General features: G+C 48.5%; 12 protein-coding genes. 6 read left to right on the forward strand and 6 right to left on the reverse strand.

What is annotated here, in order from left to right; all coding sequences use genetic code 11:
* Positions 1-3: 3 nt before the first annotated feature.
* Together WKT13_RS05545 and WKT13_RS05550 are read left to right on the forward strand one after the other, a co-directional pair.
* Positions 4-1,272: an aminoacetone oxidase family FAD-binding enzyme gene (locus WKT13_RS05545; RefSeq protein WP_340323183.1), complete on the forward strand. Its 1,269-nt coding sequence runs from the start codon at positions 4-6 to the stop codon at positions 1,270-1,272.
* Positions 1,273-1,292: 20 nt separating this feature from the next.
* The gene (locus tag WKT13_RS05550) at positions 1,293-1,835 is read left to right on the forward strand and encodes a beta-class carbonic anhydrase (protein WP_340323184.1); all 543 of its coding nucleotides are present in this window, start codon (positions 1,293-1,295) and stop codon (positions 1,833-1,835) included.
* A gap of 813 nt (positions 1,836-2,648) precedes the next feature.
* On the opposite strand, the gene WKT13_RS05555 is transcribed toward WKT13_RS05550, so the two are convergent.
* Positions 2,649-4,769: a M6 family metalloprotease domain-containing protein gene (locus WKT13_RS05555; protein WP_340323185.1), complete on the reverse strand. Its 2,121-nt coding sequence runs from the start codon at positions 4,767-4,769 to the stop codon at positions 2,649-2,651.
* Positions 4,770-5,006: 237 nt separating this feature from the next.
* Here WKT13_RS05555 and WKT13_RS05560 point away from each other — a divergent pair, with 237 nt between their 5' ends.
* The gene (locus WKT13_RS05560; protein WP_340323186.1) at positions 5,007-6,992 is read left to right on the forward strand and encodes an OPT family oligopeptide transporter; all 1,986 of its coding nucleotides are present in this window, start codon (positions 5,007-5,009) and stop codon (positions 6,990-6,992) included.
* 867 nt (positions 6,993-7,859) lie between these two features.
* Here the strand turns inward: WKT13_RS05560 and WKT13_RS05565 are convergent.
* The 4 genes from WKT13_RS05565 to WKT13_RS05580 all read right to left on the reverse strand — a co-directional run bounded on the left by WKT13_RS05565 (position 7,860) and on the right by WKT13_RS05580 (position 14,573).
* Positions 7,860-10,559 (reverse strand): 3'-5' exonuclease, encoded by a 2,700-nt coding sequence (locus WKT13_RS05565; RefSeq protein ID WP_340323187.1) that lies wholly within the window; start codon positions 10,557-10,559, stop codon positions 7,860-7,862.
* Positions 10,560-10,616: 57 nt separating this feature from the next.
* A complete protein-coding gene (gene nagB, locus WKT13_RS05570) occupies positions 10,617-11,408 on the reverse strand; it encodes a glucosamine-6-phosphate deaminase (protein ID WP_294460837.1) in 792 nt (263 codons plus the stop codon).
* Positions 11,409-11,439: 31 nt separating this feature from the next.
* On the reverse strand, positions 11,440-13,071 hold the full coding sequence (locus WKT13_RS05575; protein WP_340323188.1) for a beta-N-acetylhexosaminidase: 1,632 nt from the start codon (positions 13,069-13,071) through the stop codon (positions 11,440-11,442).
* Positions 13,072-13,205: 134 nt separating this feature from the next.
* On the reverse strand, positions 13,206-14,573 hold the full coding sequence (locus tag WKT13_RS05580) for a glycosyl hydrolase (RefSeq protein ID WP_340323189.1): 1,368 nt from the start codon (positions 14,571-14,573) through the stop codon (positions 13,206-13,208).
* A gap of 914 nt (positions 14,574-15,487) precedes the next feature.
* Between WKT13_RS05580 and hflX the strand changes: the two genes are divergently transcribed.
* The 3 genes from hflX to WKT13_RS05595 all read left to right on the forward strand — a co-directional run bounded on the left by hflX (position 15,488) and on the right by WKT13_RS05595 (position 21,613).
* Positions 15,488-16,747: a GTPase HflX gene (hflX, locus tag WKT13_RS05585; protein ID WP_298619793.1), complete on the forward strand. Its 1,260-nt coding sequence runs from the start codon at positions 15,488-15,490 to the stop codon at positions 16,745-16,747.
* A 16-nt stretch (positions 16,748-16,763) separates the two neighbouring features.
* Entirely contained in the window at positions 16,764-18,617 is a 1,854-nt protein-coding gene (locus WKT13_RS05590; RefSeq protein ID WP_340323190.1) for a DUF4954 family protein, read from the forward strand.
* A gap of 92 nt (positions 18,618-18,709) precedes the next feature.
* Positions 18,710-21,613 carry a M16 family metallopeptidase gene (locus WKT13_RS05595; protein WP_340323191.1) on the forward strand — a complete coding sequence of 968 codons (2,904 nt, stop codon included), beginning with the start codon at positions 18,710-18,712 and terminating at the stop codon, positions 21,611-21,613.
* 904 nt (positions 21,614-22,517) lie between these two features.
* Here the strand turns inward: WKT13_RS05595 and nhaA are convergent.
* A complete protein-coding gene (gene nhaA, locus WKT13_RS05600) occupies positions 22,518-23,840 on the reverse strand; it encodes a Na+/H+ antiporter NhaA (protein ID WP_340323192.1) in 1,323 nt (440 codons plus the stop codon).
* Positions 23,841-24,189: the final 349 nt, after the last annotated feature.

A 24,189-nucleotide genomic window follows, 5' to 3' on the forward strand; every position in this document is an offset into this window, starting at 1 on the left:
GACATGACAACCACCACTGCCATAATAGGAGGAGGCGCGGCAGGATGTTTTGCCGCCATAAACCTGAAACGGCTCATGCCGGACAACGACATAACAGTGTATGAAAGCGGACACCGCCTGCTGGCCAAAGTGGCTATAACCGGAGGCGGACGCTGCAATCTTACAAACTCGTTTGAGGATGTGAGAAGCACGGACGAGGTGTATCCGCGTGGTGCACGGCTGATGAAGCGCCTGCTGAAGGAGTTCAGTCATAAGGATGCATACAGATGGTTTGAGAGCAACGGAGTAAGACTTGTCACCCAGACAGACAGATGTGTGTTCCCGAAATCGCAGGACGCTATGGAGATTGTGTCAACTCTCACTCGTCTGATGCGCGAGAGCGGTGTGAAGACAAGAATGGCTCATCGCGCTGTTTCCATCAAGAGAACAGACAATGACGGAATGGACGACATACAGAAAAAACGTTTCCGCATAGATTTCGCAAACGGAGAAAAGACTTATGCGGACAATGTTGTGGTGACAACGGGCGGAAGTCCGCGACGCGGCGGGCTGGCAATGCTCGACAGTCTGGAGCTCGACATTGTGGAACCGGTACCGTCTCTTTTCAGCATATGCCTGCCCGGAGACGACATAAGGGAGCTTTCGGGAACGGTAGTGGACAATGCTACGGTGGGTATTTGCGGCACAAAGATTCATGCCTCGGGCGCACTGCTCATAACACACTGGGGAATGAGCGGGCCGGCAATACTCAAACTGTCGTCGCACGCGGCACGTCTGCTCAGCGAAAATGCATATAGGGCGCAACTGACAGTGAACTGGATGGGCAGCATGAAAGAAGCAAAGGTGGCCGCACTGATAACAGACATGGCCGCACGCAACATGCAGAAGCAGACGGCAAACGTCTATCCTGATTGTCTCAACAGCAAGTTGTGGCGCAACATATTGCTGCACAACGGCATAAAACCGGAACAGCGTTGGGCGGAGATCGGCCGAAAAGGACTGAACAAGATAGTTACTGCGCTGACAAACAGCACCTACCGGATGGACGGGAAAAACCGTTTCAAAGAAGAATTCGTGACATGCGGCGGTGTGGCATTGGGCAACATAAATCCCGCCACACTGGAATGCAGGAAGCACGAAGGACTTTATTTCGCCGGCGAAGTGCTCGACGTGGATGCCGTAACCGGCGGATTCAACCTGCAGGCAGCATGGACAATGGGCTACGTTGTGTCACGAGCGATAGCTGCCAAAGCCGGTTCTGAAAAACAATGAATAATCTAAAACATAAAGATATGATAAAGGATATACTGGATTTTAACAAACAGTTTGTTGCTGACAAGAAGTATGAGAAGTACATCACAAGCAAGTATCCGGACAAGAAGCTTGCAATTCTGTCGTGCATGGACACAAGACTCACTGAGCTGTTGCCCGCAGCTCTCGGACTGAAAAACGGTGACGCCAAACTGATAAAGAATGCCGGAGGAACAATACTCCACCCTTTCGACAGTGCAATACGAAGTCTGCTCGTAGCCGTATATGAGCTGGGAGTGACCGATATAATGGTTATTGCGCACACAAACTGCGGTGCGTGCCACATGAACGGCAAGAAAATGACCGAACTGATGATGGAACGCGGCATAAAGAAAGAAACACTTGAGACACTGCGTCACAGCGGAATCGATCTTGACCATTGGCTTGAAGGATTCCATGACACAGAAGAATCTGTAAGGAAGACTACGGAATGCATAGCCAACCATCCACTCATTCCGGACGACGTAACAATCCACGGATACATCATCGACTCAACCACTGGCGAACTTCAGAAGATTGTCTGAAAAACAAAACCGCCAAAACATAAAAAGTTATGTATCGTACTCAGTTTATTTAAGGCCTTTTGAGTACCATAACATTTTTACAGATGGTTGATGTTCAGACTGATATTGAAAATATATATTGAAGAAAGATGATTGCATTTGCAATATGATTATTAAATAAACGTATATCAAAACATACAAAAAGACTGATGATATAGTCTTTTTTAATACGATGATTAATCCACCGATATCCATTCGTGGATTAATCATTTATCTTTTCTATTGAAGCATGAAAGCATTGAAATGAATGTTTTAGTAATATGCATAGAAAGTAAAAATAATACTAATCCTCCAATGGTTGACAGCAAAAAGAATGAGACATCGTGATTGTCGGACACTATTAAGTATAACAGTACAAAATCACAATAAGCAATGATGAAAAGAAAAAGCCAGGATTTAAGATTATTAAGTTTATTTGCCAATAAGAAATGTCTTTTTATGTATGAATACATGAGGAATGGAATGACAAATGAGTAGCATATAAATTCAGATAAATCGTATGCCCATAAGCCCGGATCAGATCGGTAATTGAATGGAAAAAGAATGGTTATGCTTTCTTTTTCATACGTAGATGACTTAACCAATAAAACAGTATTTAGTAATAGCCACAGGGAATATATACTCAAAGAAATAAAAATATATAATGTTTTTTTATTTGTTCTTTGTTGAGTTTCCATGATACCTGATATTTGAATGTATTATACACATATATTGAAAACGGTTCCGCCACACGTCGTCAAACGCTGAAGGCGGAACCGTAACACTATATTTTTATCACTTCACATACTTCTTGCCATTGACAATATAAATGCCATGACCGAGACTGTTGATGTCGCGTCCGAGATAGCGGCCGTCGATGCTGTAAACGCGGTTGTCGGCTTTTTTCACACCGTCTATTGCTACATTCTCTATACCATCCGTTGTAGGAACAGAAACTTTCACGTCATCAATGAAGAAACGCTTTGCTGCAACAAACCTCAGACTGCCTGTTCCTGTCGCTTCAATAGGAATGGTTATCTCGCTCCACTTGCCTTCTTCAAAGGTATATGTGCCCAGATTGGTATCTCCAAAGTATATGTCGAGCGTATTGTCATCACCGGCCCACGGCGCTGCAACAAGTGTGAGCACGGCTCCACTCTTTGCTTCAAAAGCAGGAGATGTGACTATTCCGGCATTCTTGCTGTTGCCGATTCGCATACAGTTATTTCCACCATACATGTAGTTTCCTTCCCAACCGGCAACATCACTTACCAATGCGGCAGAAGCGACATTGCCACTCCACTGGCCGTCATTGCCTCCGGTGCCCAGACACTGATTGAATGTCTCATGGAAAAGTTCGTCTCCTGTAGGAGGAACAACCGGTGTTTCATCCTCACCCTTGAACTTGAACGAAATTGTTCCGTCCTCATTTCGAGTAATGTCATACACCGTCTTGTTCATCAGTTTACTGCCGTCGGTGTTCGTGTTATAAAGCAACGCCTCCGGTGTTGTGGTGTTGCTCAGACTGTTGTTGCTTCCGTATGGGTAAGCATCACCGGCAAGATCGTCTTCATCAATACGTCCCCAATAATCGTAGATACCATCGGAATTGTCGGCATGGAATATAGTACAACGCTGACGTGTCGCCGTGTTGTTCACAGTATTGCTGCTCCATATATACTCATTATAATCCACATGCATTATGATAAGGCCTTCTCCATACTGTGCACGGTCCCATCCTGTAAGCTGACGGTTCTCCAACAGATAGAATTCATCCTTATGATTATCATTATATATAATGTACGCTTCACCGCCTTCACTTATCGGTTTAAGGTTGTTCACCTCAGTTTCTTCTGTCAGCTCAACAGGAGTAATCCATCCGGCAACCCATTTTTCATATGCCGTATAACCGGAAGGAATGAATCCTCTGCCGTTATAATTGCCGTAATCCATCAGGTCCCATGTCGCCATTCCGAAGTTATTGCCGTTTGTATCATACATATCGGGATAACCGAGACAATGAGAGAATTCATGACAAATGGTTCCGATACCGGCCACAATCTCCGGATATCCCGGGCTGTCATAATCAACAGTCATCTCACTACTGCATGCATAAGTGTTTACCATCACTCCATCTGCTGTCACAGGTTTTCCATAATCACTGCTGACCAGGTCCCACATATGAGGCCAGATGGTATTAGAATCATCACAGGCATTCTCACCCAATCCGGCATAAAGCACAAACACCTGATCCACCAAGCCATTGCCATCCCAGTCGTAATCAGCAAAGTTCACCTCACTGTCGGCTGCAAGACAAGCTTCTGCCACCATCTCACCGGGACGGGAATCATTTCCCCAGAAGTTCTGTCCGTAATAAGAATAAGATTGCGGCAACGAAATAGGACCTACAACATCAAAGTCGAGTTCGAACATTCCGTTGCTCTGATCTTTGAAATAGTCGCTCACGCTTCCGCAGAAGCCCTCGTCGTTAGTGAAACCTGCTTCGTTTGCCACTTTCTGATAGAATGCGTTATCGTGTGAATCCTGAAATTTCTTGTCTGAGAATTCCACAAGTATGATCAGACCTTTCTTCTTTCCGGAAAACACATTACCTGTTCCACCGACACGTTTCTTGGCCTTACGGCTGATCACAGAGTTCATTTTGCTGCGTCGTTCAGCCGCACGGCTCTTCAGTGCGTCCATGTCCGCTTCCTGATAAAGTCCGTCCTCTCCGACAACATATTTCTTACCGTCGTCCGTAACAAAATAATGCATGGTTTCATCACCTACCAGCCGGGCCTTTACTTCAGTGCCATCAGCCAGCTTAAGCGTCTTGACAACTCCCCGCTTTGCAGGAACCGCAAAAGACGCAGAAACAAAAACTGTCATTAAAACAGCAAGTAACAATCTTTTCATCTGCTATAAAAACTTTTTAAATCCACATTTCTCTAATGCCTTAAAAAAGGCATGCAAATATAACAAAATTATTTTCATTTGAAACAAAAATAGAAAAATGTCATCATTTTGTTGGCATTTATATCAAATTGGAGTACCTTTGTACAACAAACAAAGCATGGAGATGTTCATGCAAGTCATACATATATAATACCAGAAACTTCTACAACGAATCAAACAAATTACACAAATACAGTTATGACAGAAAAGGAAAAAGAGGCAGTGAAACTGCCGGAGAACGCATTCAGAGAACTAAAGGACGGTGAGGAATACCGTCCTGTGATGAATCCGCAAAGGCAATACCCGGAAGTGAACGCATGGTCTGTGACATGGGGAATACTGATGGCTATCGTATTTTCGGCCGCAGCAGCTTATCTGGGATTGAGGGTAGGTCAGGTATTTGAGGCCGCAATACCTATCGCTATCATTGCAGTCGGAGTATCAACAGCGGCAAAACGCAACAATCCATTAGGCGAAAACGTCATAATACAGAGCATCGGCGCATGCTCGGGAGCCGTTGTTGCCGGCGCCATATTCACCCTTCCGGCCATTTACATCCTGCAAGCCAAGTATCCGGAGATGAGCGCCTCGTTCATCAAAGTGTTCATTTCGTCACTCCTCGGAGGTATTATCGGCATCCTGTTCCTCATTCCTTTCCGCAAATATTTCGTAAGCGACATGCACGGAAAGTATCCTTTCCCAGAGGCAACGGCCACAACCCAGGTATTGGTTAGCGGTGCCAAGGGTGGCAACCAGGCCAAACCGCTGCTCTTCGCGGGTCTCGTGGGAGGACTGTACGACTTCATCGTCGCAACATTCGGGCTGTGGAACGAGAACTTCACAACACGTATCGTAGGCTTTGGAGAGACAATAGCCGAGAAGGCGAAACTCGTTTTCAAGGTCAACACAGGCGCTGCAGTGTTCGGACTCGGATATATCGTCGGCCTGAAATATTCACTCATCATCTGCCTTGGTTCGTTTGCCGTATGGTGGCTCATCATTCCTTTGATGTCTGTCATCTTCCATGATCAGGTTCTGAACGCCTGGAATCCGGCCATAACAGAGACTGTCGGCAGCATGAGTCCTGAGACAATATTCCGTGAATACGGCAAAAGCATAGGTATCGGAGGCATCGCCATGGCCGGCCTTATAGGTATAATAAAGTCGTGGGACATAATAAAAGGTGCAGTGACACTGGCTGCCAAGGAAATGAAAGGCAAGAGCACAGACGACAAGAAACAGCTCCGCACACAGCGCGACCTGTCATTTAAGGTCATCGCAATAGGTTCTGCCGTAACTCTTCTTGTTACTTTCTTATTCTTCTGGTTCGGCATCATGGACGGCAACCTCATGTTTGCGGTTGTCGGAATCCTGCTCGTTGCAGTCATAGCATTCCTCTTCACCACCGTCGCAGCCAACGCCATAGCAATCGTAGGCAGCAATCCTGTATCAGGAATGACACTCATGACGCTCATCCTTGCGTCTGTCGTGATGGTGGCCGTAGGTCTTAAAGGTGTCAGCGGAATGGTTGCCGCACTCATTATGGGCGGCGTTGTCTGCACGGCATTGTCAATGTCGGGCTGCTTCATTACCGACCTTAAAATAGGTTACTGGCTCGGAACTACACCAAAGAAGCAGGAGTCGTGGAAGTTCCTCGGTACGCTTGTCTCAGCAGCAACCGTAGGCGGCGTGATGATATTGCTCAACAACACTTACGGATTCTCCAGCGGTCAGCTCGCAGCTCCGCAGGCCAACGCCATGGCTGCCGTGATAGACCCGCTCATGAACGGCATCGAGGCACCGTGGATTCTCTATATCATCGGTGCGATAATCGCCATTGTGCTCACTCTCCTCAAGGTTCCTGCCATAGCATTCGCGCTTGGAATGTTCATCCCTATAGAGCTTAACACTCCGCTACTTGTAGGTGGTATCGTAAGCTGGTACGTTACATCACGCTCCAAAGATCCTGAAGTGAACAGCAAGCGTGGCGAGAAGGGCACGCTCATTGCCAGCGGATTCATTGCCGGTGGTGCGCTTATGGGTGTACTGAGTGCTCTGTTGCGCTATCTGGAATTCAATCCGATTAACGAGAACTGGCTTGCCAATCCGCTGTCTGAGGTATGCTCTCTCATTGCATACGCACTGTTGATAACTTACTTCATCAAGGCATCAAAGGCAAAATAACATTTCAACAAGACACATAAAACGGCCCGGCAGGGAAACGTCAACAGCATCGGAATGATGCAGAAGAGACGCTCCTGCCGGGCCGTTCTGTATATATTGACTTCCGACACGAGGAAAACACCACAACAATAAAGCACCTACAGACACCCGGTACGAACACGCGTTAAAACTGTATAAAATGATATTCAGCAAGTATTATTGGCTTAATGTAAATTCTGCGTGTAGAGGTCTTGATAAAAACAACGGATTAAATTCCGGATAAGCGTTGTTTTCTTCTGTTCAGATGAAAACAATATAGACCACTTTCAAATTGTAACCGGATTTTTATTTTTCCGTCTGAGTTTCCAGATATACCCCGAAAAATAAGCGAGAATTTGCGGACCGACTCTCCGTCGGACGCAAATACGCAAATTCAGAGAATTTCATATAAGTTATTGAATAGTAATGACTTATGTATGATATTCATTTTTTCGTGCTGCAAAAAGCACCATTTCAGCATGCGATATTGCCCGTTTCAGGGCCTCAAACGCACCATATCACACCCTGATATGTGCATAACCAGAGCCTGAAACGGCCTTAATCGGAATGTCGGACCAACGATCCGTGACTGCAAGGCTGTGACTGCTACATGGCGGTTTGGGATGAAAGAGCCTTTATTGTGCTGATTTTAACATTCGTTCACACCTCCTTTGCGAAAATATTTTGTCAAAATAAAGTCAAGAAAAATCGTAAGTTGGTCTTCTGAGTTTCCTTCAAAAATCTGATGAACCTTTGTTTTCATCCGACATGACCGCCCATTCCGCATCATGTCATGACAAAAAACGGTACACAACATCGTGCACCGTTCATAATCATAACGTCATATTCTCAGTCGAACAGCTTCTGAAGCGGCATCATGAAACGTGTGAGATACTGCCTGTGCTGTTCGTTGTGATAGTCGCGCCGCGTCGTGCAGTAAGACACATAAAGCCTGCGTTTGGCGCGCGATATTGCGACATAGAACTTTCTCGCATCCTCAGCCAGCATCGCAGCATTGTTCTGACTGAAGAAGTTTGGGATTCTTCCTTCTATCGCGTCGAATACTATCACGTTGTCAAACTCCAGTCCCTTCGCCTTATGAATGGTCGTCACGAAGATGCGCTCCTTCAGACTTGCACTGTTGCAGAGGTCGGCTTCCTTAAACGTATTTATCTCCATCATATACCGTCCGAGCTGTTCGGCAAGCGAAGGATATTCGGACACGTCGATGACATCAGCCGAAAGGAAATCCAATATATAATCAAGGTTTCTCACAGGGAGTATAGTTTCGTTGTCAACAAGATGATTATAAAAATACAACATCTCGCTGACAAACACCGGACAGCCTTCATTCCGTCCACGGTCGTACATCGTCTGCCTTGCCCTGCGATAAAGTTCTGCGTATCGGCGACGCAGCGTTGAGACATATTCTGCCACACGACGTTCGTTAAGAAAACGCCGCTGCTCCTCTATCATTGTGCGCGCTTTCTCATAACAATGGTTCACAACGCTGCACGTGGCCATGACATCCTCATCGGCAAGATGCGAATTGCTGCCTTCCAGACCGAGCACCGCAAGCAGATACTTCAGCTTGTGTTCCTTCAGTTCGGGTTCAAGCAATCTCACGAGTCTGAGCGAATCGAGATAGCGCGGACAGCGTTTGCGAAGCTCCACTCCACTGCCACAGCATTTCAGATTGTTCTCAAGGATATTGTAATCGTAGTCGGCGTTGTGGCCGAGAAGCGCACTGTCGCCCACGTAATCCATAAACCTGAGCAGCGCTTCCTTCCTGTCGAGCAACTCATGGTGACGCATCTCCTCAATAATAGGATTTTCCACATCGCCCAACATGCGCGGTATTTCCCTGTCGGTGGCGATGAACAGCGACAAGGCAGAACCTTCCACAATCTTTCCATGGCGCATTTTCACGGCAGCAATCTGTACAATATCATCTTCAAAGACATTAAGTCCGGTGGTCTCAGTGTCGAATACCACAATATCAGAATTGTCGTAAACAGACACGAATTCCTGCAGATACGTACCGTCGGCGTCGTATTCCACGAGGTCGGAAGGCGAAATGGCACGGTCGAGAAGTCCACGCACAAACCTGCGTGCCGTGGAATTCTGGGCGAACACTTTCAGTCCTTTCAGCAGCCGCGCCCATGCTATGAAGTTGTTGCCGTTGGCAAGTATGTTGAGATGGGCAAGCAAAAGCTTCACCTCCGGCGACGAGAACAGGTCGGAACCCGACACCTTGAAATGACTTATCCCGTGCTCCGTGAGTTCCGTACTTATCAGGTCGGCGTCGCGGTTGGCGTTCACAATGACAGCCGTCGTCTGGTCCTCATACTTCCGGAACAGTTTTTCGGCTGTCTCCGCGACGTCTCTCACTTCAGTGTCATAGTTCTCGCTGCTCAATATCTTCAGCTCGTCGCCGCTGCGTTCCACATCAAAACTGTGCGACGGAAGCAGACTGCTGTCTATGCCGAGCACCTTAGAGGCATACGTATTGAACACATCCAGCATATAGGCCGGCGACCTGTGGTTGACATTGAGATGGTGTATGTTGCCCTCGCAACGCTTCTTCAACATTCCGAGTGTTTCCGTCTTGGCACCCATAAATGAGAATATTGCCTGCTGCTCGTCACCGAGATACATCACGGCAAGCGGACTGTCACCGCCCAGCTCGTCGATTATGGCCAGCTGCAAACGGTTAAGGTCCTGCACCTCGTCCACCTGAATCCACGGATAACGACAGTATTCGCCGGTGCTGTCTGCCTTCAGCGTGTCGTACGTCATCACCAGAAGATCCTCAAAGTCGAGCAGTCGGTTGGTACGCTTGTATTCTTCATACTGATGCGCGAGCGACATTTTACGCAGCAAAGTGGATATCATTGCCTTCGTGCCATAGTCGTATCCGTCGCCGTCGGATGCCTCACGATAGAACGATGTGTTGTCGTATATGTCGGTCATTGCCTTGGCATCGAACGTCATACGCTGCACCTCGCATATCTTCCTCAGCGCACTTATGTCCTCCATCTTCAGACATTCGGGATGTATGCGCAGCTCCTTAGGATGGCCGTGCCTTATCTGATACATGAAAACCGACAGCTGCATAACCTCCGCATACTCCCTGCGGCGACGGTTGTTCACTGTTATGTCATACTCGTCGTCGCCCATTATGCGTGCCAGAATGCTCAGTGCATCCTCATCGTCTATCACAGACGACTCCGCAGCCACAATGCCGTTGGAGAAGAGAAAACGCGAACAGAACCTGTGCACATTGCCCACATACACGTCGGCGGCGCCCTCATCGGTTATGTTTGCACTTATTCTGTCGGCCATGCCCCGTGCAGCACGGTTTGTAAACGTCAGACAAAGCATATCCTCGAAAGCCACTCCTTCGTCGTGAGCCTTGCGTATGCGTTCGGTCAGTATCTGCGTTTTGCCACATCCCGGTGGCGCCAGCACCAGGTGCATGCCACGCTGCGCGTCTATCACCTCCTGCTGACATGCGTCCGGCATCCAGCCTCTCGTATTCTCATTCATATATATACAATAAAAATTCCGGCCGTCACCATCGGGGTGTCGGCCGGAACACGATGCTTAAAGATTGTTTTTCTCTATGTCCTTGAAGTAGCGGTAAGTGCCTACTTTCAGTTCGTCTGTCGCAGCCTCATCACAAACAATAATGCCGTGGCGGTGCATCTGCAGCGCGCTGATTGTCCACATCTGTGTGACAGGACCTTCCACCGCAGCCTGAAGGGCGCGTGTCTTACCGTGTCCGTTGACAAGTATCATCACCTCGCGAGCATCCATCACCGTGCCCACACCCACAGTCAGGGCAAGACGCGGCACCTTGTTGATGTCGTTGTCAAAGAAACGTGAGTTGGCAACAATGGTGTCGGTGGTGAGTGTCTTGACTCTTGTGCGCGAAACAAGCGAGCTGCCCGGTTCGTTGAAAGCTATGTGACCGTCAGGTCCTATGCCACCGATGAACAGGTCGATACCGCCTGCCTCGGCTATCATCTCCTCATAATGGCGGCACTCTGCCTCCAGATCCTCGGCGTTGCCATTGAGTATATGGATGTTCTCCTTCGGACAATCGATATGATTGAACAGGTTTGTTGCCATGAACGAATGATAGCTCTCGGGATGGCTTTCGGGCAGTCCTACATACTCATCCATATTGAATGTTATGACATTCTTGAACGAAACGCGTCCTTCCTTGTAAGCCTTCACAAGTCCGGCATACATGCCTTTTGGCGACGATCCGGTGGGAAGTCCGAGCACAAACTTGCGTTCGGGCGTGGGATTGAATGCATTGATGCGTTCCACTACATGTTCGGCAGCCCATCTTGACAGCTGCTCATAATCTGGTTCTATAATTACTCTCATGTCAGTTATTTATGTTTTATATTATTTTCTATCAATTGTCAGCCCACGGCGATACGATACGGTCCGGCCACAGATGGCGTGCATAGTTCAGATTGTAAGCATCATACAGATTGAGCAGACGCGTAAGACGCTCCACGAATGCCTTATAATCCTTCTTACCTGCAGTCCACTGCACCTCGCAAAGAGCTGCCATACGCGGCAACACCTGATATTCCGCCTGATTCGGATACTGTATGTATTCAGTCCACAGGTTGGCCTGCACACCCAGAATGTGTTTCTTCGCCTCATCGGAGATGCCTTCAGCGTAAGGCTCAAACGAATATACCTTCTCCACTGGCAGATATCCTCCGCACAGCGTAGGCTCATACTTGGCGTTCTTCTCGTCGGCCTGGTTATAGTCGAAGTAGCAGTGCGATGTCGGCGACATGATGACATCATGGCCTGCCTCGGCTGCCTTACGTCCGTATTCGGTGTTACGCCAGCTCATGATGGTGGCACTTTGGTCGATGTTTCCGGCCAGTATCTCGTCCCAGCCGATGATGCTGCGACCGCGGCTGTTCACGAATTTCTCGATGCGAGAAGTAAAGTATCCCTGTATTGTTTCAGGCTTCAGGTTGTGCTCTGTTGCCACTCTCTGGCATTTCGGACAGTTTGTCCATCTCACTGTAGGCGACTCGTCGCCTCCTATGTGGATGAGCTTAGACGGGAATATCTGCATTATCTCATCAAGCACTCCCTCACAGAACTCATACACTTTCTCGTTACCCAGACACAGCACATCGTTGTATATTCCCCAGCGATGGCCCACCTGATAAGGTCCGCCGGTACAACCGAGGTCGGGATAAGCGGTGAGTGCAGCCACCATATGTCCCGGCATATCTATTTCCGGCACTACAGTGATATATCTCTGACGTGCATATTCCACTATTTCCCGTGCTTCGTCCTGTGTGTAGAAGCCGCCGTAAGCAATGCTGTCATCAAGCATTGTGTTGAAGCCTATCACCGTTCCGGTGCGCTTCGAGCCAATGGTTGTCAGAAGCGGATATTTCTTTATCTCTATGCGCCAGCCCTGGTCGTCACTCAGATGCCAGTGGAACACATTCATGTTGTGCAGCGCGAGCAGATCGATGTAGCGTTTCACAAAACTCAACGGGAAGAAGTGGCGCGAACAGTCGAGCATCATACCGCGATGACCGAAGCGCGGGCAGTCCTTTATCTCCACCGCCGGCATGAGTATTCTTGTGGCATTGCCGACAGGCAACGACTTGCGCAGAGTCTGCACACCGTAGAACACACCGCGCGGAGTGCTTCCGGCTATGGTGATGCCCTTCTTATCCACCACAATGGTGTAGGCCTCGTCGCCCTTCACCTTCTTGTCGAGCACGAGACGCATGCCCTTCTTCGCCTTTCCAGCCACAGGTGTCAGTCTCACACCTGTCGTCTCCGACACATACTCACAAAGAAATTCTGCGTTGCGCTTCATGTCTTCGTTGTCCTCTGTGTAGGCAACAGTCATTCCGCTTTCCATCATGAACGATTCGCCCTCGACAAGCGTCACACTCTGTGGCAGAGGCACAACATTGTAGTCGGCAGCCGGCATGGCTGATGCCACTTGCGGCGCAATGACACACAACAGGATGAATAATAAAAAAGTTTTTCTCATACTATCATTGTTTTATAGATTCCTTTCACGATTGTAACGCGGCTCTGCGGCACGTGCGGACGGACGATGCCATCATCACAAAGATAGAGTTTTATTTCCGAACCTCAAAGCATAAACGCAATAATTATGCAATATTATTTCAACCGCTGCCGCGACATGAGTATTATGAGCGGATGATCACTCACCTCCAGTTCCAGACTGCGGCCTTCGCGTCTTGCAACTGGAGTTGTGCCGACGAGAGGATCGAACACTTCCATCGCGTAAGATCTGCCCAGACGGAGCGTCACTTTCTCAGAACCGGAAGCACGCTCACCCCACACCACAAGTACGAAACTGCCGTCGTGCTTGCGAAGAAGAAGGTCGTGCACACAGTCGGTTTCGGTGCTGAGCGAATAGGCAAGCGAACCTCCTGAAGCCGGTAGCGAGTCGGCAAGCAGTGTTGTCATGTTGTGCAAAGCATGTGCGGCAAGGCGCGGTGTTGTATAGTCGCGGTGGAAAAAACCGAACGCTCCGTCGCCATCGTCAATCATTTCGTATATGAATGTATGTTTCCATCCTCGACTGAACTGCGCCAGATATACATTCATATAGTGGCAGGCCTGAACATGTTCAGTCACTTCACCGTTGCTGTCGCCAACCCTCACACCGGTCTCGGTGGTCACACGCGGCACCGTGGCGAGTTCTTCCACGCTATATCCTTCAAACTTTTTCAGCCATGTCAGCCCGTGATTGCCGTACAATCCATCAACACGGCACGCAGAAGTATGGTCGGCCGCCATCCACACACGGTTGTCGGCAAGTCCCTGCCACGACGGATGATACATGTAGTTGTGCACATTCAGGTAGTCGGCAAAACGTGTTCCCTCGGGCATGAGACACTGCGTTCCAGAAGGCACAACGAGAAACTGCAGACCGGTATTGTCGGTCTGGGCGCCTGTCTCGCTAACGCCGAACACCGGATAACGACACAGTTCACTGTCTGCTTTCACCGCAGCATAAAGATCGCACTGCATTTCGGCAACAGGCATCCACGTATTGTCTTTGGCAGTAGAGCGTCCGCGATAGGTCACACCACCGAAGTTGTTGGGCTCGTTAGGCCCTTCTATGGCGAGCAAAACTCCTGCACGGTGTAACCGACGAGCCATATCGAGCACGGCAGGCAGGTCGGCGTCGCGCGCACCGCTGCCCACACAGATGGCCACTTTCACCCCAGCGTCGTTGTGCAGACGTATGAGTCCCGACGTGTCATAGTTACGGTCGGCCGCATCGCGCACGTTTCTCACACCAATATATCTGAGCAAGGGCGCCATGCGCGAGGCATCCTCGCCATGCTGTATGTGTACGCACACTCCCATACTGTTGAGAAAATCTATGGCCGGCACGGCCTTTTTCTTCTCCGGTCTGTCATTATCCGCCATCGCAGCACAGACATCAGCCGCCATGCCGGACAACAGACATAAGGACAGCATGAAGCGTATGCAAGTAAACTCAAACTTATTCATATATACAAGGATGTTCACAATAAATGATATTAAACGTCAGAGTATTGGTTTTCAGTTACTTATCAGTATACTACATCTATGTTTTTCTCTTCTTCATAATGCGGACTCACCCTAAATTTATGCGACACTTACAAATATTGTGAAAGGTAAGTGCAACGACAAAACGGAGTAATATTATTTATCCGGATTTGGGTTTGTCGAACCGCATCATATGTTGCACAAAGATAGGAAAAATTCTCTTTCCCCACAATCCGTTACAGTTTTTTTAGTGTCTGCATTCTTTCCGGCAAATTGTCTGAACACAGCAACCTGCGTGCCTGATTTATTTCGTTGATTTTTATTAACGAAAACTCGACATAAAATTAACACATTTCCAGAACACATTCCAGAAAATTGAGATACAGAAAAAGCCTCTTTCGACAATCAAGTCAACAGCTTTGCAAAGCCGTTTTCACATACACGCCATGCGATACAGGCTTTATTACGCTACGTTTTAGTCATTATTACCACCTGATATGAAGCATTTCGGAGCATGAAACGGGCTATATCAGCACCTGAAATGATGTTTATCGCAGCACCAACTGAAAGAGACAGACACATAGATATTCCGTAATCACCTCATCATCAGGCATTTATACAAAACTCTCAAAAACAGCGTCATACGTCCGAAAATGTATTTTGAAGAAAACTCTGCGATTTTTCGAGCTTTTTAGAAACTGATTTTTTAACATTTCTCAGCCCTTGTTCGAGGCTTTCCGTCATACGCGCGCACGCCTCCACCATAATAAATAAGACGATTTCTTTTGCACATACGGCGATTTGTATTAATTTTGTGAAATAATCGGAAAGAAAAAACATGCACGCAACCGCCTGAAAACACATGCGGGAGATGCACAAAACAACCACAAAACTGAATGAAAGAATTTGTATTATCTGAAGTAAAGGCCGAGACCGCAGTGCTCGTTGGACTCATCACCAAAGACCAGGACGAGGCCAAGACAAAAGAATATCTCGACGAGCTGGAGTTTCTCGCCGACACGGCAGGAGCCATAACCGTGAAGCGTTTCACACAGAGAGTGAACGGTCCGAGCTCTGTAACATACGTGGGAAGCGGAAAGCTTGAAGAAATAAAACAGTACATCAAGGACGAGGAGGACGCCGAAAGACCGGTGGGTATGGCCATTTTCGACGACGAACTGTCGGCCAAACAGATACGCAACATTGAGAAGGAACTGGGCGTGAAGATTCTCGACCGTACATCGCTCATCCTCGACATATTCGCCATGAGAGCGCAGACGGCTGCTGCAAAGACGCAGGTAGAGCTGGCGCAATACCGCTACATGCTGCCCCGTTTGCAACGTCTGTGGACTCACCTCGAGCGTCAGGGCGGTGGCTCCGGCTCGGGCGGAGGCAAGGGAAGCGTGGGACTGCGCGGACCAGGTGAGACCCAGCTCGAGATGGACCGCCGTATAATCCTGCAACGCATCACGCTGCTAAAACAGCGTCTGGCTGAAATAGACAAGCAGAAAACCACACAACGCAAGAACCGCGGACGTATGATTCGTGTGGCACTCGTGGGATACACTAACGTGGGCAAGTCGACAATTATGAACCTCATGGCCAAGAGCGAGGTGTTCGCCGAGAACAAACTCTTCGCGACACTCGACACCACAGTGCGCAAGGTGGTGATAGAGAACCTGCCGTTCCTGCTGGCCGACACCGTAGGATTCATACGCAAGCTTCCGACCGACCTTGTGGATTCGTTCAAATCGACACTCGACGAGGTGCGCGAGGCTGACCTGCTGCTGCACGTTGTCGATATATCACACCCGGACTTCGAGGAACAGATAAACGTAGTGGAGAACACTCTGAAGGATCTTGGATGCGCCGACAAACCGAGCATGATAGTTTTCAACAAGATAGACAACTACACATGGGTGGACAAGGACGAGGACGACCTCACTCCACCGACAAAGGAAAACGTGACACTGGACGAGCTGAAGCGCACCTGGATGGCACGCCTCAACGAGAACTGTCTGTTCATATCGGCACGCCAGAAACAGAACATCGACGAGTTCCGCGACGTACTCTACACCAAGGTGCGCGAACTCCACGTGCAGAAATATCCTTACAACGATTTTCTGTACAACATAGAAGAACCTTACGAAGAATAAATATTAATAACACTTTATGAACTACAGACAACTTACAGAACAGGAAATAAGGCTGCTCGAAGACAACAGCTGCTGGGCCGAGGACTGGTCGGCCATAAGCGTTGCTGAGGACTTCAAGGCCAACTATTTCCACCGCGTGATGTTCTACGGCACCATAAAGCTCGGCACGTTTGAGAAAAGCGTGGAGGTGAGCAAAGGTTTCGTGAAGCACTCGGGCATAAACAACGCCACACTGCGCAATGTAACCATTGGCGACAACTGCCTCATCGAAAACATAGGCAATTACATAAACAACTACACAATAGGCGACGACTGCTACATATCCAACGTATGCACGATGGAGACTACCGAAGGAGCAACCTATGGAGAAGGCAATCTCATATCGGTACTCAACGAAGTGGGCAACGGTAATCTTACGCTCTTCCACGGACTGAACAGCCAGTTTGCGGCTTTCATGGTGAAGCATGCAGGCAACCGTCCGCTCAAGGATGCCATACGCCGCCTCATCAACGAGGAGATAGAACGCAACTCGCACGAGTGCGGAACAATCGGCAACAACGTGAAGATTGTCAACACCAAGGAGATAACCAACACCGTAATATACGACGACTGCGAGATAAGCGGAGCTTCAAGACTGAGCGACTGTACCATCATGAGCTCGGCCAACGCCAACGTATTCATCGGTACCGGCGTGATATGCGAGAACTCCATCATCTCCGACGGTTCGTCAATAATCAACAGTGTTAAGATGCAGGACTGCTTTGTCGGCGAAGCATGCCAGATAAGCAACGGATTCACAGCGTCGAGCAGTGTGTTCTTTGCCAACAGCTATATGTCAAACGGCGAGGCATGCGCGGCTTTCTGCGGTCCGTTCACGGCCAGCCATCACAAGAGCTCACTGCTCATCGGCGGCATGTTCTCGTTCTACAACGCCGGTTCGGCAACCAACTTCAGCAACCACGCATATAAGATGGGACCTGTGCACTATGGTCTGATGGAGCGCGGAACCAAGACTGCCAGCGGCGCATACATATTGATGCCTGCCAATATCGGCACTTTCTCGGTGTGCTTCGGAAAGCTGATGTATCATCCGGATACGCGCAATCTGCCCTTCTCTTACCTCATAGCGTACAACGACACCATGTATCTCGTGCCGGGACGAAACCTCACCACCGTCGGACTTTACCGCGACATACGCAAGTGGCCCAAGCGTGACATGAGAGCACATGGCGGACGTAAGAGCATCGTGAACTTCGACTGGCTCAGTCCTTTCTCCGTAGGCGAGATACTGCGAGGCAAACGTATTCTTGAAAGTCTGCGCGAAGCATCGGGCGATGATGTATCGACATACAACTATCATGAATATGTCATCAAGGCAAGCGCGCTGCGCAAGGGTATCAAATATTACGACATCGCACTGCGAATATACATGGGTGCCGTGCTCAAACGCCATATTCTGGAAAAACCGCTGAGCGAGACCGGCACTGGAAACTGGAACGACCTGTCGGGACTTTTGCTGCCCGAATCGGAAGAACAGCGCCTCATCGACGACATAATAAACGGAACCATCGACACAACACAGGGTGTGGAGGAACGTTTCAGAGACATAAACGACAACTATCCCGAGTACCGCTGGGCGTGGACATACCGCATGATGCTCGACTACTACGGACTGGAGACACTGACCGAAGAAGACGCCGAGAAGATAAGACAGGACTACGTGACGGCACGCCGCGCATGGATAGCGGAGATAAAGAAGGACGCACGCAAGGAGTTTGCGCTCGGAGACATTGAGGAAGAAGTGTTCCAGAACTTCAACGACCAGCTCGACCGCGAGGTTGACTTCGAGAATCAGAAGCTCTACATGTAGCGCAAAGCCGCCGTGCACAGCACACACCACGCTACCGGCACTGCTGTACACAACTTCCGGAATAAGAGTATTCACAATAAAAACAATACATAATGAAACTGAGATCTTTTATCGTCTTTTGTCTGATTGTGCTATGCAGCATGGCACAGGCAAAGGAACGTACTTACAAATCGGTGAATGGCGATCCGATGGCAACACGCATATACACATTGGACAACGGCCTGAAGGTGTATCTGTCTGTAAACAAGGAGAAACCGCGCATACAGACTTTCATCGCCGTACGCACAGGAAGCCGTAACGATCCGGCCGAAACAACCGGACTGGCACACTATCTGGAGCATCTGATGTTCAAAGGAACAAAACGCTTCGGTACATCGGACGCTGCCAAGGAAGCTCCGCTGCTCGACACCATACAGAACATGTATGAGGTCTACCGTACCATGACTGATGCCGAACAACGCAAGGCTCAGTATCACAAAATAGACAGTGTGTCGCAACTCGCAGCACAGTACAACATACCAAACGAGTATGACAAACTGATGGCGGCGATAGGATCGGAAGGCAGCAACGCCTACACCAGCAACGACGTGACCTGTTATGTGGAAGACATTCCGGCAAACGAGGTGGAGAACTGGGCCAAAATACAGAGCGACAGATTCCAGAACATGGTGATACGCGGTTTCCACACAGAGCTGGAATCAGTGTACGAGGAATACAATATGGGCCTCACCAGAGACAACAGCAAGATGTGGGAGGCAATGAACAAAATACTCTTCCCCACCCATCCTTACGGAACACAGACCACAATCGGCACGCAGGAGCACCTGAAGAACCCGTCGATAGTAAACATAAAGAACTATTTCAAGCGCTATTATGTACCGAACAACGTAGCCATCTGTATGTCGGGCGACCTCGACTGCGACAAGGTGATGGACACAATCGAGAAATATTTCGGACAGTGGAAGCCCAATGACAATCTTACTTTCCCAGTGTATGCTCCTGAACGTGACCTTACCGCACCCGTTGACACAACTGTTGTGGGACAGGAGGCAGAAACAATCATGGTAGGATGGAAGTTCGACAGAGCCTCATCTTTTCAGTGTGACACACTCGACGTAATATCCGAAATGCTGCAAAACGGCAACGCAGGCCTGTTTGATCTGAACATAAACCAGAAGATGAAGTGCCTTGGAGTAGGAGCATTTGCATCAAACATGAACGAATATTCGCAGTTCATACTCTACGGTATGCCTCTCGAAGGCCAATCGCTGGACGACGTCAAGAAAGTGATGTTGGACGAGATAGACAAACTGAAACGCGGTGATTTCGACGACGATCTGCTGCCGTCAGCCATCAACAACATGCGTCTGGCCTACTATGAGAACATGGAAAGCAACGAAAGCCGTGCCGACATGTATGTCGACGCATTCGTAAACGGCAAGAAATGGGAAGATGTGGTGAACCGCATCAACCGCATTGCAGGCATGAAAAAGAAGGACATCATGGAATTCGCTGCCCGTCATCTCGGCAACAACTATGCCGTAGTGTACAAGCGTCAGGGCGAAGACACCACACAGAAGAAGATAGACAAACCGCAGATAACACCCATCCCGGCCAACCGCGACAAGCAGAGCGCATTCGTAGGTGAGATAATCAATTCGGAGGTTGAACCCATACAGCCGCGCTTCGTCGATTTCGACAAGGACATGACAAAGGCTAAGACAAAGAAGGGACTGCCGTTGCTCTATGTCCAGAACAAGGATAACGGACTCTTCACGCTTGCCTTCCGCTATGAGTTCGGTGAGGAAAGCGACAAGTGGCTGCCTTTTGCCGCATATTATTTCGATTATCTCGGAACAGACAAAATGTCGGCAGAGGAACTGAAACGCAAGTTCTACAAACTGGCATGTACATACAGAATAAACGTAGGCACGGACGCCATGAACATCGTACTCAACGGTCTGAACGAAAATATGCCGCAGGCTCTTGAGCTGATGGAGGACATTCTGGCAAACGCAAAAGTGGACACCGAGGCATACAACAAATTTGTTGAATCAGAACTGAAGAACCGCAAGGACAACAAACTCAACCAGTCGGGTAACTTCTCTGCCCTGCTCAACTACGGCATCTACGGTCCGTACAACAGATTACGCAACATACCGAGTGAGCAGGAACTCAAAAACAAGAATCCGCAGGAGCTTACCGACATGCTTAAAGCATTGCGCAACTATGAGCACACGGTGCTTTACTACGGCCCGTACAGCGTGAAGGAACTGACGTCTGTAATAGACAAGAAACACAAGACGGCCAAAAAACTCACTCCGGTGCCTGCCGGTAAGGAATACACCGAGCAGCTGACAACCGAAAACGAAATAATAATAGCACCGTACGAAGCAAAGAACGCCTACATTGCACAATACAACAACAATGGCAAGAAATGGTCGGTAGAGCAGCAGCCTATTATCGAGCTGTTCAACGAATACTTCGGAGGAGGCATGAACTCGGTGGTTTTCCAGGAACTGCGCGAAAGCCGCGGACTTGCATACAGCGCATGGGCGGCATACTATACACCGGGAAAGAAGGACCGCAACGAGTTTGCACGCACACAGATAATATCGCAGAACGACAAGATGATGGACTGCATACGCACGTTCAACAGCATCATCGACACCATTCCGCAATCGGAAAAGGCATTCGAGCTGGCAAAACAGGCCACGACAAAACGCCTGGCAGCACAGCGCACAACGAAGTTCTCGATACTTAACGCGTACATTTCGGCACAGCGGATGGGCATTGACTACGACATAAACGAAAAAATATACAATGCGCTTCCCGGCATCACGCTCAGCGATATGGTGAAATTCGAGAAGGAGACAATGGCTGGCAAACCATACAGATATATCATCCTGGGTGATGAAAAGAATCTCGATATGAAATCGCTCGAACGCATAGCTCCAATAAAACGACTTACAACAGAAGAAATATTCGGTTATTAAAAACATAGCGGCGGACTGATTCGGAAATCAGCCCGCCGCTTTTCTGTCATAAGGTGGCGTCACGTCGTGCCAGCGATTCACCGTGGATAAACATTCACACCACATAAAGTATCATATAACGCCATAACACATCAGGACAAACATTTGGCTATATAAACCGCAGCGGCGCATTTCTTCACACAATAAAAAATCCACATTGCCAAAAGCTCTAAACTCCACGGCAATACCTACGACTGCATCCTGCACTCCTGCTTACATCCTTTATCCGTGATTTTATAGAAAACTCAAGAGAAGAACTATCACATTTTCTTGACTTTTTTTTGACAAAATAAAATCGGGAAAGAGACGTAAACGAATGTTAAATCATGCGTTAGACAGACCATTTCAGCCCGTACACTATCGGCATAAATCCTATAACGCAGTGGCGTATAATTCATCTGGCATCCTGATATTGCCCATCTTAGGGTCTGATTACGTCCGTATTAGGGTGTGATATGAAGCATTTCAGCCCCTGAAATGGACAATATCGCATGCCAAAACGGTGCTTATTGCAGGGCGAAGAAACGGCCTCTGAATATAAGCCTCTGGTATTCAACATTTTACACAACCCTCTTATTTCCCGCGTATTTGCGTCTGAAGGAATGTCCGGTCGCAAATTCTCGCTTATTTTTTGGGGTAGAACAGAAAACTCAGACGGAAAAATCAAAATCCGGTTACAATCCGAAAGCAGCCCATATCGCATTTCTTTCCGTAGAATAAAAAGCACTGAAATACACACATAATATCTGTTGCCCCGTCAAGGCGTGGGCATTGCTTTTCTAAAAAAAGCAGACATCAGACAAAACAACCGGGCGCACTGCATATCTGTGCAGCACGCCCGGTTGTTCTACATATAGTATTTCTGTTATTTCTTTCCTCTAAGCAAGATATATCCCAGCACCCCGCCCAAAATGGAAGCGGCGAATATTCCGAGCTTTGCCTGTATGAGATGGGTGGCATCGACAAAGGCAAGAGTGGATATGAACATCGACATGGTGAAACCGATGGATGCAAGGAAGCCTACGCCGACAAGTCTGCGGGTGGTCATCGAGGCCGACATGCGCGCAAGTTTGAGGCGTGTCAGCAGGAATACGGAGGCCACAATGCCGACTGGTTTTCCTATGAGCAGACCGAGCATCACGCCGATAGCCACATTGTTCGAGAATACAGTGGCCATGTCTATGCCCTCAAACGATATGCCGGCATTGGCAAGTGCGAATATAGGCATGATGACAAACGACACCAGCGGGTGCATGGAGTGCTCAAGACGCTGCAGAGGCGGGATGGCATCGCGCGAATCACCGATCATACGGTCGATTATCTCCACCTGCTCGGGTTCGAGTGTTGACACATCGTTAGGCTCTGCGTTGCGGAACCGCCTGATGAGTTTCGATGCCCTTGCCATATAAACCGGTTCGCTTATGCGTGCGTCGGCAGGTATCATGAAGGCAGCAAGCACGGCGGCTATCGTGGCGTGTATGCCCGACATAAGGAAGGCAGTCCACACTCCGCAGATGCCTATCACACCATAGAACACTACGTTCTTCACTCCCAGTCGGTTGGCAACATACATCACAAGAAGGAACGCCAGGCCCACACCTATACTGAGCAACGATATCTCCGAGGTGTAGAAAAACGCTATCACGAGCACCGCGCCAAGGTCGTCTACAATGGCAAGCGTAGTAAGGAACACCTTTATGGACAACGGGACACGGTCGCCCAGCACATAAAGAATGGCAAGCGAGAAGGCAATATCCGTTGCCATGGGGATTCCCCAACCGCTCGACACGTCGCCCTGAGTATTGAACGAGAAGTAGATGAGCGCCGGAACAATCATTCCGAACACAGCCGCACCGATGGGAAGTATCGTATTACGCACATCGGCAAGCTCGCCTCCGATGAACTCGCGCTTCAGTTCCAGACCGACGACAAAGAAAAACATCGACATCAGACCGTCATTTATCCAATGATGCAGGTCGTAATTGAAATAATCGACACCGTTGAACAGAAATCCGAACTTCTGCTCAAAGAAATGGAAATAACTGTCACTCAATGGAGAGTTTGCCAATACCAGCGCAACGACAATGCTTATACCAAGCACAATTCCGCCGGATTTCTCCTGATTGATGAAATGCTGCAACGGCATTATAAGCCGATGATTGATTGTTTCCCGATAATGTTTTATCATATTGATTTAACTGTTTTCCGCCCCGTATTCCGCCGTATGGTGTAACAGAATGAATGCAGGGCCACGTTATCCGTGCTGACAAAGTTAAATAAAAAGTTTTATTCCCGCAACCCGTTTATACACAACGCATAACGGCATACATATTTAATAATGGACCATCCCGGAGTGCTAAACATTTATTTGCTTATATTTCAAAATATTCAGAAAATTATTTCATGATTATGACAGGTACATACGACAGATTATGAACGCTTTACATACAGAACACGCGGCACACACCTACCCGTCCGGAACCATCTGGCAATAGTCATGCCACAACACCGGCAGCAATCAGAAAAGACTCTTCCAT

Source organism: Prevotella sp. HCN-7019 (assembly GCF_037890215.1).
Lineage (GTDB): Bacteria > Bacteroidota > Bacteroidia > Bacteroidales > Bacteroidaceae > Prevotella.